Origin of the sequence: Hydrogeniiclostridium mannosilyticum, from assembly GCF_003268275.1 — a bacterium.
GTDB classification, from domain to species: Bacteria; Bacillota; Clostridia; order Oscillospirales; family Acutalibacteraceae; genus Hydrogeniiclostridium; species Hydrogeniiclostridium mannosilyticum.
In genome coordinates this window covers 107644-120329 of record NZ_QLYR01000002.1, presented here as the reverse complement: position 1 = coordinate 120329, position 12686 = coordinate 107644, and the positions used below count along the sequence as shown (strand labels likewise).

Sequence of the window (12686 nt, the reverse complement as noted above, 5' to 3'; positions counted from 1 at the left end):
AGATGCCAAAAGAGGCGGTTGTTCAAATAGAACAACCGCCTCTTTTTTACTGCCCTCCATACGGCTTGCTTTTGCCCCTGGAGACGTTTACAGCTAAAGCTCGCGGCAACCACGGGCGCCCTTTATTTTGCAAGCTGCTCAAAGGAATGAACCCGGCGGCCCATCTGGTAACCGGTGGCAAACTCCTCCAGCCGGCGCAGGCGTGTCACCTCACGGCAGGCCGAAAAATACCGGCCCGCCAGCTTGGCCTGATCCGGCTGCAGGGAATTGACCAGCTGATCCATGGCACGGCTCATGTCCTGAAGCCTCTCACGAAAACCGGAAGACAGCAAATCTGTCAACGGGCATTCACGGTCACCGGCAATTTGGTACAGGCTGCGAATCTGTTCATCGATCATATTTTTATATCCTCCTCATTAACACTGGCTGCGGGAAGCTTCTGAAGATCCCGCTTGATTTTGCTTTTTATTTTTATTCGTCAGTAACAGGTAAAGTCCTATGGGCAACAAAATCAGGCTGATCCACTGTGAAGTAGAAAGCCCCCAGAACCCGCCCCGCTCCGCGTCAAAGCGCAGAAACTCGAGCAGAAAACGCATGACGGCATATGCGGACATGTACAAGCCGATGATCTTTCCCCGCCCGCGCGGCTTCCGCGCGTACAGAAGCAGCACCCCAAAAATGATGAGGTTCAAAAACGCCTCCAGCAGCTGAACAGGGAACAGGGTAACGCCGTGCGGCGCGACCGGCGAGGCATCGAAGGACAAGCCCAGCGGCGCAGGGAATGGCATGCCATAGCAGCAGCCCGCGCAAAAGCACCCCAGCCGCCCAAATGCATGCATCAAAGGCACAGAGGGCACCAGGGCGTCCGTCATCCCCCAAAAATTCAGCTTATACATCCTTGTGTACACCCAAAGCCCGAATATACCGCCAATCAAGCCGCCGTAAAAAACAAAGCCGCCGGAAAGCAGCGCGGCGATACTCTCCGGGTGGTCCAATAAATACGAAAAATTCCGCACGATGCCCGGCAGGATAGTCGCCAGGTACAGCAGCTTTGCACCGATTACCAGGCCAATAATGGCAAAAATCCCGCCAAAAAGCACATCCTGGGCAGTCTGCCCGTTTTTCTTCGCGCGGAGAGCCGCGACAGCCATGCCAAGGCCCACGCCAACGACGATTAGCAGGCCGTACATAGCGACTTTAAAGCCAAATATTTCTACCGCCGGCAGCAAATTGCCACTCCTCTCCTGTTTTAAAAATCCTAAACTTAATGTCCCACAACAATTTTCGGTTGATAGATAAAAAAGGAGCTGAAAACGGCCTCCGCCACTTCAACTCCTTCAGGTTCGTGCTGAGTTTAATTTACAGCCTCTTAATAATAAAAAGCCGGGGCTGACGCAAGGCAGCCGACGCAGGCCACACAGGCAATGAAGGTAATTGCACACAGGGCCAGCGCGATGATGGACAGGACGATGCCCGCCGTAGCCATGCCGCTGGGCTGCTGCTTCTTGGCCATAATACCGAGGATCAGGCCCACAATTGACGCTATGATGCCGATGAAAGCAAAATAACCAAAGAACACAAAGACCAGGCCGACGATGCCGAGCACCATTGAAGCTATTGCTTTTCCATTTTTGTTGTTTTCCATTGACTTACCCTCCAGAACAATAAGAATAATAAGATCAAAACCCTTTCCGATAGAGCAGAGACCCCATCCTTTAAAACCGCAGCAGCGGCCTCTTCCTGCGGAAAGTGAATCTACACAATAGTATAAGGGATGAGCAACCAAAAATCAACTCCCTTTTGCAAAAATAAAGCTTTTACGAGCGCTGCTTTTGATGTATTTTTGTATGCTTGTTGCATAAATCGTTAATTTCCTTTTTTTCCGTGATAACCTCGTAAAATTCGCTCAGAGGAGCCAGCTTGCAGAGGTAATCCTTGTTTAATTTGGATGTATCGCACATTAAAATCGCATTTTTACTGTTTTGCAAAAACTGCCGCTTCACATAATACTCATCCTCACTGGCCTCGGAAACGCCGTTTTCCACGCTGAAGCCCCTGCAGGACATAAAGGCCAGGTCCGCGTTGTAACGGCTGACATACTCCTTGGCGGAAAGCCCGACCAGGGATTTGGAGTTTTCCCGCAGCAGCCCGCCGGTGCACATAACCGTCATGTTTTTGTACTCGCTCAGCAGCAGGGCGGCCTTGAGGCCGTTGGTAATAACCTTGAGGTTGCTGAACTTATCCAGCGTCTTTCCCAGGAAATACACCGTGGTGCTGGAGTCAAAAAACAGGGTCATGCCGTCACGGATATGCCGCTTGGCCTGCTCCGCAATAATTTGCTTCTTCATGGAATTTTGATTTTCTCGGAAGGCCAGCGGGTCCTCGCTGGTGGTGCCCTCCACCAAGATCGCTCCGCCGTGTGTGCGGCGGATCAGCTGGCTCTCCTCCAGCTCCTTCAGGTCGCGGCGAATCGTCGCGCCGCTGGCATAGATGCTCTTACAAAGCTGGTCCACGGTAACCACGCGGTTGCCGCTGCGCATAATTTCTAAAATCTGCTGTTTTCTTTCATAGGCTAGCATGTTGTACATCCCTTCCGGATTCAAAACAATCAACGGCCCCGCCAACTTTTATGCCCCGGAGCCCGGTTTATTCCTAGATGCCGAAAGGCGCAGGCGCGCCCCCGGGCTAAAGGGCATAACGGCAGAGGCCGGGGCCCGTTTCCCCGGCTCCCCATGAGCCGCAAAAGCCCTCTCTATAGTTTATTGTTCGCTGCCGCCCAATATGACAGGCTTTTACCTTGTGAGCTTATTTTATCATATCCTATCATTTTTGACTATACATTCTGTCAAAAATCAATTATAATAGATAAATCATCATAACCGCTTGGCGCGGCGGACTGCCAGGGCGCCCGGCTTGATTTTCCCTCTTAAGAATCGGAGATTATACCTATGAATGAACAAAGCCTATTCCCTGTGGTTTATTTAATACATGTCCTCTCCCGCGACGGGCTGCTGCTGCCCGATGCGCCGCTTTGCCGCCTGCGCAGGGAGTTCCTGACGGGCGGCAGGCCTGTTAAAGGCAAGCTGCAGGGCGCCGAAAACGGCGTTCCGGTAAAGGTCTGGTACCGCCTGTCCAAGCGCAGCTTTGAGTGGCTGAAAAAAAGCGGAAAACGGGTAATGCAGGAAGCATGTAGCGAGGACTATGGCTGGAGCCTGACAACCTATGCCGAAAACGGCGCGCCGCTGAGCCGGGCGCGTTTCGGCTACGGCCACCAATGGTTGCAAACAGCCTATTACGGCTGCCCCGCTGATTCGTCCTCGGACATCTCCTATGCCAAGCCCACGCTCTACCTGCTTCCCGCCGGGAGCGGCGTCAGCTGTCTGGAGCTGGACCCCGCCACGCAGGAATACCGCCGCTCGGCGCTGGTGTTCTTCCCGGTTCCCGAGCCCGCACAGAACGCCCTGCTCAACGGTATGTTCGGCGAACCGGATCTGGTCGCGGAAACCTCCGCGGGCCGCTTTTACCTCTGCACCCCGGAAGACTCCGCGCGCCGGAGCGCCTTTTTAGCCGTCCAGGGAAATTCAGAGGAATTATTTCTCATGCCTGAAGAGCCCGACGAGCTGGATCGCTTTGTCCTAATCGACAATACCCAGCCTGATGCCCCTGCCACACAAGCCGTTCCGGAGAAGCATGAACCCGGCCCGGCCGCCGGGGCGGCCCTGCTTTCCGCAGCGCCGCTGGAATATGCCGCCAACCATGAACTTTCCCTCTTCAATGATCCGGAGCTCCCGGCATCTGAAGAGGCAGGCCGGGCTGGGCCGGCGGATACCGGGCCCAACGGAACGCCGCCGCAAAAATACAGCGTGGCGGCCTGCGGGCTGGCTGGCGTCGTCAACGCCCCCGGCCTGACAGGTGAAAAGGCCCCGGGCAAGCCGTCTGAGACACACGGCGCAGCCCCGGCAGGCCAACTGCAAGCCGAAGGCGGCGAGGAGGCCCCCCGGCCGCTGAAGGCGGAAAAAGCGGAGGATCCGGCGGAGAATCCGGCGCCAAACACGCCCGCCCCCGCTTCCGGCGAACCTCAGCCGAAGGAAAGCAAGGCCGCCGAACCCGGCCCAGCCGGCATGGAGGGCCCTCTGGCGCCGGACGCCATTACCGCGGCCAAGCGCATCGTCGTCAGCGCCCGGGAGAGCTACCTCTATTTCGGCGGCATCGCCCAGGGGCTGCGCGAAGGCCGCGGGCGCACACAGATGTCCAACGGCTGTACGGCCTACGAGGGCGGCTACCGCCAGGATAAACGGGACGGCTTTGGGGCCTATTATTACAAGAGCGGAAAGCCTTGCTACATCGGCAACTGGCGGCAGAACAAGCGCCAGGGCCTGGGCGTTGCCTTCAGCGCCCGGGATGGTTCCCTCTTCGTGGGCAACTGGGAAAACAACATCCCCACCGGCCGCGGCACCGCCTTTGACGAAAATGGACAGGTGATCTACTCCGGGGAATGGAAGGACGGCAAGCGCCATGGACAGGGAACCGAGTATGCGGACGGCAAGGCCGTCTACTGCGGAGAATGGCGTGAGGACCAACGGGTAGAGGGCTACTGCCTGTTTAAGGCAGAGCAAACGGAGGACTGCGATGAAAAGCGTTGACCTGCACAATGTCGAGTACGGTGAATGCGTTGTTCTCAACGGCCACAACGGCGGCATTCTCATGGTGGACTGCGGCAGCAGCAACCAGAAAATCCGTGAACGGGATGTTCCCTTCACCGCCTATGTCAACCCCACGCTGCTGGAGCTTTACGGCAATTGCCCGGAGCGCTCCTTTTTGCTGACACATTTCCACCGGGACCACCTGTGCGGCTTGAGGCAGATTTTGTCCGCCAGGCCCGGCTGGTTCCAGCGCATTTTTTTGCCCGCCCAGCCCTGCGACCGCTATGGAAGCCCGCTGCTGCTGGAGTTTGCCCTGTTCGTCTACAGCTTTCTCGGCCGCCAGACGGACTATGCCATTGTCAACGTTTCTTCCCTGAAGATTCTGGAGCGTGCCGTCCAGCTCACGCCTGCCGCCCAGGTGGTTCCTGTGGGGCAGGGCGACTGCTTCGGCTTTGACGGCGTGACCTACGACGTATTATGGCCTCCGCGCCGGGATTGCGTTTTTTCCGACCTCTTCGCCGGTGCGGTGGAGGAGATGAACGTCTGCCTCAGCTCCCCCTTCCTGCCCGAGTGCGCCAGGCAGTTCCTTGCCTTGAAAAATGCTTTCTGCCAGGCTTACCTTGCCTGCTGCGCAGGCGGCCCGCTCGATGCGCTGCGCGTGGCGGAATGCTCCCGCCTGCTCGCCGAAATCGATGCGCTGCTGCCCGCCGTCAACCTGCTTCCCTCCGCGCCCGACATCCAGGAGATCCTGAACCGCCCGGTTACCAAGGCCGCCTATACCGAGGAGCTCAACGCCGCGAGCGTCGTCTTTCACAACCGCCGTACCCAGGAGGCCAGCACGGACGATATTCTCATGACCGGCGACGCCTCGCCGGAAACCCTCGACGCCCTCGCAGAGCTGCTCTATGAGAATTATTACATCATTAAGGCCCCGCACCACGGCACCGCCAGCCATTGGAGCCACCTGCTTTCTGAAATATCGTCCAGCCACATCCTCGTCAGCAACGGCGACTACCAAAAGGCCGGAAAAATCGCCCCCGCGTATCTTGAGCTGCCTGCCGTCAAGCACTGCACCAACTGCAGCGCCTGTGACTGGTACGCCGTCAGCGGCTGCTCCTGCAACCGCATGGCCGTGTGTTACGACCTGGCGAACGGCGCAGGGCTGACGATTAAATGCCCCTATGTATGCGGCGCCCAACAGTCCCCGGACTGCGGCATCTTTATTGTTGGCGCTGCTGGGCGGCGTTCCTGCCTCTGCGACAATCTGCCCGTACAAATCAACTGATTTTCTTGATATTTCCACCTTTATCACGTAAAATAATAGTAACCTCGGTACTGCGCAAAAAGAATATGTTAGGGAGTTTGCCATGATATTCAGCAGCCTGTTTTTCATTTTTATATTTCTGCCGCTTGTGCTCGTCGCCTATTACCTGGTTCCGCGCAAATTCAAGAACCTGTGCCTTGTTCTTTTCAGCCTGGTTTTTTATGCGTGGGGCGAGCCAATCTATGTTCTGCTCATGATTTTCACCATCCTGGTGGACTATGCCTGCGGCCTCTGCGTTGCCCGGTTTATCGACCGGCGCGGGAAGGCCAAGCTGTTTATCACCATCAACATTGTCATCAACCTGGCACTGCTGGGCTTCTTTAAATATGCCGGCATGCTGGTCGGCACCTTTGACGCCGTCACCGGGCTGGGCCTCTCCATTCCCGAGGTCGCGCTGCCCATCGGCATCTCCTTTTACACCTTTGAAAGCATGTCCTACGCCATCGACGTTTACCGCCGGGAGGCGCCCGCCATGCGCAACATCATCGACTTTGCCGCCTACCTCTCGTTTTTTCCGCATCTGGTGGCAGGGCCCATTGTGCGCTATGAGGCGCTTCAGGCCCAGGTGTTGAACCGGCGGGAAACCCTTGAGAAATTCACCGAGGGAACCAAGCGCTTTTTGACCGGCCTTTTCAAAAAAGTGCTAATCGCCGACAACCTCGCTATCCTGGCGGAACGCGTGCAGTATCTTGGCACACCATCCACCCTTACCGCATGGATGGGCATCCTGGCCTTTACCTTCCAGATTTATTTTGACTTCTCCGGCTACTCTGACATGGCCATTGGCCTGGGGAAAATGTTTGGCTTTGAGCTGCCGGAAAACTTTGACCACCCCTATGTCTCGCAAAGCGTTTCGGAGTTCTGGCGCCGCTGGCATATGACCCTGGGCGGCTGGTTCCGCGAGTACGTTTATATCCCGCTGGGCGGCAACCGCAAGGGCCGGCTCTGTACCGTGCGTAACCTGGCGATTGTCTGGGTGCTCACCGGCATGTGGCACGGCGCCAGCTGGAATTTTGCCTTTTGGGGCGCCTATTACGCCGTGCTCATCATTTTGGAAAAGCTCTTTCTGCAAAAAAAAGTGCTCGACAAAATCCCCGCCTTTTTCCGCTGGCTGTACAGCTTTTTGGCGGCGGCCATCGGCTGGCTGTTTTTTTCCTACACCGATATTGGACAGGCCTTCTCCGTGCTTGCCTCCATGTTCGGCTTTGCCCCCGAGGGCGCAACCAGCCTGGGGCTTTACGCCCTGCTGACCTACGGGCTGCTGATGCTCATCGCGGCGCTGTGCAGCGGGCCGCTGGCGCGCAACCTGTTTGAGAAGCTGCGCAACGCCGGAACCGCCGGCAAGGTGGCGTGGGCGCTGGGTGTTGCCGGCCTGTTCATCATCACCCTTTCCTTCCTGGTCAACAGCTCCTACAGCCCCTTCCTGTACGCAAAATTTTAAAGGCGCCCGCTTTATTGACGAAAGATAGGAGAAAATACAGCGCATGAAAAAAATGGAAGCGTTTAAAGAAAGCGTCAAGCAGTGCAAACCGGAATATCTTGCCGTCACCCTGCTGCTGTTTGTCACCATATTAGCCGGCCTGGCCTATCTGGCTTTTGTACCGAAGCAGACATTTTCAGAGGAGGAAAACCGCGCGCTGGAGGAAATTCCCCAGCTTTCGCTGGAGAATCTGGCTGACGGCAGCTTCATGTCCTCCGCGGAGTCCTATGTGGGCGACCACTTCATGCTGCGGCAGGCGTTCATCTCACTAAGCACCACCGTTAAGCTCGGGCTCGGCTTCCGCGATGTCGGCGGCAACTACAGCTCCGTTCCCGCTGAGGGCGGCGTCTATTTTGGCGGCAACGGCCACCTGTATGAAGTCCTGCTGCCAAACAAGGACCAGGTCTTTGCCCAAAACGTGAAGGGCCTTGCCGCCTTTTGCGAGGGCGCCGGCCTTCCCTTCTATGTGGTGCCCGTGCCCTCCGGCGCGCAGGAACAGGCCCAGAACCTGCCGCTCTTCTCCTACAGCCATAATCAGCGCGAGGAGTTCGAGGCCCTCCGCGCGGCCATTGGTGAAAACGGCGCTGTTGTCGACCTGTTTGATGCCCTGAACCTCTGGAACGGCGACTACTATTATAAGACCGACCATCACTGGAACACCGAGGGCGCCTATGTGGGCTACACCGCGTTGGCGAAGGAAATGGGCTTTACCCCCACCGACCGCAGCCAGTTTGAATTTAAGCTGGTCAGTAATGATTTTTACGGCACGCTGTACTCTAAAGCCATTTCCCCTTTCCAGGAACCGGACTCCATGTACCTGCCAATACTGAAGGAGCCGCAGCACATCACTCAGACCACCGGCTCGGAAACGCGCGAAGGTCTCTACTGGGAGGAATACCTGGGGAAAAAGGATAAATATTCCACCTTCCTCGGCGGCAACCACAGTGTAGACGTCATTCGCAACAGCGATGTTAAAAGCGAACGCAAGCTGATGATCCTCAAGGATTCCTACGCAAACAGCATGATCCCCTTCCTGGCGACAAACTTTTCTGAAATCCATGTGGTTGATTTGCGCTATTATGCGCAAAATCTGTACACCTATATCGACGAAAACGGAATCACCGACATCGCCGCCATCTACAGCATCAAGCAGCTCTGCGACACCGATGTCTCCCGCCGCCTGCTGGCGCCCAAACCGGGCGGCGCAGCCTGACGGCCGGCCCTGATTCCTAAACAATCCGCCTGCTAACATTGGCCCTTTACCATTGGCAACCGTTAGCCGGCGGTTTTTATTGTAGCATGCGGTTATACCGCTGACGCATCTGGTTCACCACCGGATTATTTCCCGGTTTTATGCGTAAACTTCTCACCGCACTGCGTCTGAAAACTCCTTGCTTTCATTATTCCTATATGATAAAATTATAACAAACAAAAGCATTTTATTTAAGAAACAAGGATTTTGAAAAATTAACACCGTATTGCAAAAGAGGCACCCTTTTTGCAATACCTAAGAAATAATAAGGAAGTAATATTAAATGATGGATCTAAATGAAAAAAGCTATATTTATCAGCTGCTTACCCAGAGGTTTCCAACCGAAACGGAAATTCCTCTCTCCAGCATATCGCTGTGGATGACCAAAAACGGCGCTTACAGCCGGAATTACGGCTATATTAAAATGAAAAGCCTGCTTTTGGACCTCCCGGAATTTCTCACCTTTTATGAAATTCCCAACGGCACCATCAACCCGGAGCAGTACGTCGTACTGCACCACTGGCAGCCGGGCTCTGACGGCGGCAGCTACGATGGCTCTGACGAGGGCTATGACGAAGCGGATGCGTCTTTTTATTCCTTGGTAAACGTGCCCTCTAAATCCACAGCCGCATATGCCGCGCTGTTCAACATGACGCTGGAGGACGTCTATGACGAAATTGCCCAGGCCTTTGAGGAGGCCCGGGCAAGCGGCGCCCTGGAGGACGGCGGTTCCTGCCTGCGCTATACCACGCCGCACGCCACGGTTATCCTTACCGAAAACCGCTACCAGGAAATGGACGGGCGTCCCTGGCATTTTTCCTTTGAGTCCCCGCTGCCGCGGACAGGCCCCGCAGCCTCCCCGGCGGCTCCAGCCATGCAGGCGGCCCATGCCGCTCCCGGCGGAATACCGGCGGCTTCCCCGCTCTCCGAGCAGGACCGCAGGGAAATTTATTTGGCGCTTTGCGCGGCCCTGCCGCTGGAGGAAAAGCTCCACATGGCGCGTGTCAGCCTGGTACTCAATGAGTCCGGCCATACCAAGGAGCGCTATGGCTTTCAAAAGATGAAGGAGCTGCTGCGCTGCCTGACCGATTTTCTCACCCTCGATGATGCCGTTATGGGCGGCGTTCCCCAAACGCTGATCACCATTCACGCCGTTCCCGCCTGGAGCTATCCGCACCGCCCGGCAGCCATCCATGCCAACGCCGCAAAAATATCCCTTCCGCTGCCGCTGGAAATGGACGGCACCATCCTGCTGCCCCCAAAGACCCTTGCCAAGCTGAACCTTGAGGTTACCGGCGCCGAGGAGCAGCCCTCCGGCGAACTGCTGGGCGATTTGAGGGAAAGCTACCGAAAGGCCCGCCAGTCCGGCGATTTCCGCCGCAGAGGCGACGCCTATGTATTTTCGCTCAACATCACGGCGCTGAACGGGGCCCCCATGGTTGCCTCGCTGAAAGAGACAAACGCCGCCAATGTCCGTTGGTACCTCAATTTTGCAGGCGCCGACCGCCGGGAGGCCAACATCCCCGGCAAAATGCTGGAGCGCTTTGCCTTTCTGGGGTCCTGGCCCAGCTTTTTAGAGGAGCTGGCAAAAAAAGCCCTGCCGGAGCCCTGGGACTTTGAGGGCAGCACGCAAAAGGAATATTTCATTCTGCAAAAATATATCCAATACACCTTTTACCGCCTTCAGCTGGAGGATAAAATCTGTATTTCAGAGCATAAAAGCTTCGCCGCCTTCAACACCGGGCTGGTTTCGCCCTATTATGACGACATTTACGCCTGCTTTGAAGCGCAGGATGACGACGGCGAATATCAGACCCAATGGCGCTTTCTGGAATTTTGCACGGCAGCCGGACGCGGCACAGGCAAAAAGCTGGTTGAATATTTCAACCCTCTTCCTCAGCCTGCCTCCTACTTTGAGCGCAGGGGCGACCTGCTTTTCGACCTGGAGAAGGAGCTGCACACCGATTATGAACACATTCTGCTGGACAATATCTCCCGCCTGCCGCTGGATTTTATCCGCGAAGAATGCCGTGGGGCAGAGGAAGCGCAAGAACTGATAGACGAAATTGAAGATGGACAGGACTGGGCCGCCAGGAAGCGCTTTTACCGGCAGCTGAGCGATTTAATCGCCTCCACGCCGCGGCTGTTCAACCGGATGCGCAACCGGTTGGAGGATGCGATTGAGCTTGCCCGCAAGCAGGTGCGCTGGAACTTCAAAACCGCCATTCCCTGCTATTTCCCCACGCGCAACGTCATGAGCCTGATGCTTCCGCTCGCCCTGCAAAACGACAACCGTGCGGATGCCGCCCTGGTGGTGGAACTGACTTCCTCGGGCAATTACCAAGGCCAGACCATTTTAACCCTGCAGCAGGCGTACCTGGACGGTCGCCTGCTCTGCCGCCCCAACAGCGAATGGCTGGATTCCGAGACCATTTACAGCGACGGCGATTACGACGATGATTAACCCCGGCTTCTGCTTTGGCAGAAAACCATGAAACCCGAAGAAGGGCCCCGGACCTCCGGCTTCTATAAGCCGCGCACGGTTCCGGGGCCCTTTCGCGTTCCCGCCCAAGGGCAAGCCCATCCCCGGCTGCCACCCGTACCGCCAGCGCCAATTTCATGATTGCATTTCAAAGCGCTGTCGTTTATAATGTGTGCAGCGATCATCGGCCCGCAAAAATGCACGGCAAGCCGCCGGCGCCGCACGGGTATGCGGACTGCCGTGTTGGGCCGGTAGTACGGCGAGTTGGAGGAGGATTCCCAATGACTTCAAAGGAACGCGTGAGAGCAGCCATCCGCCATGAAAAACCGGACCGGGTTCCAGCCGCCTATGAGGCTGTGGGCCCGGTCAACGAAAAGCTGCTGAAGCACTATGGCTACACAAATATGGACCAGCTGCTGGAGCGGTACCAGGTTGATATTGTTCCGGTTGGGCCGCGCTACATCGGTCCGGAACTGAAAACCCGCAAAAACAGCCGGGGCGAGCTGGTCGTGACCTCGTTTTGGGGGCACGAGAGCACGCTTCATGCGACCGGTGTGGACACCTACCCGGTCACCACCCATTTTCCCCTTGCCGGAATGGAGACCATCGACGATGTAAAAAAGGGCTACCGGTTTCCTTCCCCGGATTGGTTCGACTACGCCAGCCTGGCGGAGCAGTGCGCACGCTACCCCGGCAAGGCGTTGATCTTCGGCCATGAGGGGCCCTTCCAGATGGTTACCTTTCTCATGGACATGGAGGAGTTTTTTCTGCTAATGGTTGACCATCCTGAGACCGCCCGGTATATTCTGGACCAAATGGTCGCCTTTGAACTCGAATTTTACCGGCGCTGTTTTGAGGCCGCCGGGGGCCGGTTGGACATTCTGCGCCCGCATGACGACTACGGTACGCAGATTTCTCTGCTGTTCAGCGTGGAGATGTGGCGGGAATTTTTTGCCGAAAATACCCGCCGCCTGGTCCGGCTGGCACACGAATACGGCGCCTTCTACCAGCAGCATTCCTGCGGCGCCGTGGCGCCCATCATCCCGGAGCTGATCGCCTGCGGTGTGGATGTGCTGGAACCGCTGCAAAAGGTCCCGGGCCTCTATCCGCAGGAGCTAAAAGCCCGCTATGAGGGGCAGCTTACCTTCCACGGTGGGATCGACACCCAGAGCCTGCTTCCCCGCGGCACCCCGGAGCAGGTGCAGCGCGAGGCCCGCGCTTACATGGAGCTGCTCGGCGCGCATGGCGGCTATATCCTCATGGCCAGCCAAGGCTTCGAGGGCGACGTCCCCTTGGAAAATATCGAGGCGCTCTACAGCGTCTCCCGCGAGCTCTGACCCCCGCGGCGCTTGCCGTTCTTTAGAAAACGGCGCAGAACGGTGATACAATACCTGCCGTTCTGCGCCGTTTACGTTTTATGAAAACCAATAAAAGTTATTGACTTCACAGGAGGGTGGAGCCTGGAGGAATATTATAAAATCCTTGAAATCGCAGAAAACAGCTTA

The 12686-nt window shown here is 56.5% G+C and carries 10 protein-coding genes; 6 read left to right on the top strand and 4 right to left on the bottom strand.

Annotated elements, in window-relative coordinates:
- Positions 1–122: 122 nt before the first annotated feature.
- From DPQ25_RS05335 to DPQ25_RS05320, 4 genes are all read right to left on the bottom strand, one after another.
- The gene (locus DPQ25_RS05335; protein WP_112332151.1) at positions 123–398 is read right to left on the bottom strand and encodes a DUF6809 family protein; all 276 of its coding nucleotides are present in this window, start codon (positions 396–398) and stop codon (positions 123–125) included.
- Positions 399–416: 18 nt separating this feature from the next.
- Positions 417–1229, bottom strand: coding sequence for a prolipoprotein diacylglyceryl transferase (gene lgt / locus DPQ25_RS05330; RefSeq protein ID WP_112332150.1), 813 nt, complete (start codon positions 1227–1229; stop codon positions 417–419).
- A 140-nt stretch (positions 1230–1369) separates the two neighbouring features.
- Positions 1370–1645 (bottom strand): DUF4190 domain-containing protein, encoded by a 276-nt coding sequence (locus tag DPQ25_RS05325; RefSeq protein WP_112332149.1) that lies wholly within the window; start codon positions 1643–1645, stop codon positions 1370–1372.
- A 172-nt stretch (positions 1646–1817) separates the two neighbouring features.
- Positions 1818–2579, bottom strand: a complete 762-nt coding sequence (locus DPQ25_RS05320) for a DeoR/GlpR family DNA-binding transcription regulator (protein WP_177576856.1) — start codon at positions 2577–2579, stop codon at positions 1818–1820.
- A 369-nt stretch (positions 2580–2948) separates the two neighbouring features.
- Between DPQ25_RS05320 and DPQ25_RS05315 the strand changes: the two genes are divergently transcribed.
- The 6 genes from DPQ25_RS05315 (at position 2949) to DPQ25_RS05290 (ending at position 12518) form a co-directional block, all read left to right on the top strand.
- Positions 2949–4643 (top strand): MORN repeat-containing protein, encoded by a 1695-nt coding sequence (locus DPQ25_RS05315; RefSeq protein ID WP_112332147.1) that lies wholly within the window; start codon positions 2949–2951, stop codon positions 4641–4643.
- A complete protein-coding gene (locus tag DPQ25_RS05310) occupies positions 4630–5928 on the top strand; it encodes an MBL fold metallo-hydrolase (RefSeq protein ID WP_112332146.1) in 1299 nt (432 codons plus the stop codon). Before DPQ25_RS05315 ends, DPQ25_RS05310 begins: the two co-directional genes overlap by 14 nt.
- An 82-nt stretch (positions 5929–6010) precedes the next feature.
- A complete protein-coding gene (locus DPQ25_RS05305) occupies positions 6011–7408 on the top strand; it encodes an MBOAT family O-acyltransferase (RefSeq protein WP_112332145.1) in 1398 nt (465 codons plus the stop codon).
- 43 nt (positions 7409–7451) lie between these two features.
- On the top strand, positions 7452–8660 hold the full coding sequence (locus DPQ25_RS05300) for a DHHW family protein (RefSeq protein ID WP_112332144.1): 1209 nt from the start codon (positions 7452–7454) through the stop codon (positions 8658–8660).
- Between the two features lie 322 nt (positions 8661–8982).
- Positions 8983–11163 (top strand): DUF3825 domain-containing protein, encoded by a 2181-nt coding sequence (locus DPQ25_RS05295; RefSeq protein ID WP_112332143.1) that lies wholly within the window; start codon positions 8983–8985, stop codon positions 11161–11163.
- 299 nt (positions 11164–11462) lie between these two features.
- Positions 11463–12518, top strand: coding sequence for a uroporphyrinogen decarboxylase family protein (locus DPQ25_RS05290; protein ID WP_112332142.1), 1056 nt, complete (start codon positions 11463–11465; stop codon positions 12516–12518).
- Positions 12519–12686 lie beyond the last annotated feature (168 nt).

Bases quoted from the DNA above. Each gene is read 5' to 3' on its own strand.
- DPQ25_RS05290 (WP_112332142.1), top strand. From the start codon at position 11,463: ATGACTTCAAAGGAACGCGTGAGAGCAGCCATCCGCCATGAAAAACCG.
- DPQ25_RS05295 (WP_112332143.1), top strand. From the start codon at position 8,983: ATGATGGATCTAAATGAAAAAAGCTATATTTATCAGCTGCTTACCCAG.
- DPQ25_RS05320 (WP_177576856.1), bottom strand. From the start codon at position 2,579: ATGCTAGCCTATGAAAGAAAACAGCAGATTTTAGAAATTATGCGCAGC.
- DPQ25_RS05315 (WP_112332147.1), top strand. From the start codon at position 2,949: ATGAATGAACAAAGCCTATTCCCTGTGGTTTATTTAATACATGTCCTC.
- DPQ25_RS05325 (WP_112332149.1), bottom strand. From the start codon at position 1,645: ATGGAAAACAACAAAAATGGAAAAGCAATAGCTTCAATGGTGCTCGGC.
- DPQ25_RS05310 (WP_112332146.1), top strand. From the start codon at position 4,630: ATGAAAAGCGTTGACCTGCACAATGTCGAGTACGGTGAATGCGTTGTT.
- DPQ25_RS05300 (WP_112332144.1), top strand. From the start codon at position 7,452: ATGAAAAAAATGGAAGCGTTTAAAGAAAGCGTCAAGCAGTGCAAACCG.
- DPQ25_RS05305 (WP_112332145.1), top strand. From the start codon at position 6,011: ATGATATTCAGCAGCCTGTTTTTCATTTTTATATTTCTGCCGCTTGTG.
- DPQ25_RS05335 (WP_112332151.1), bottom strand. From the start codon at position 398: ATGATCGATGAACAGATTCGCAGCCTGTACCAAATTGCCGGTGACCGT.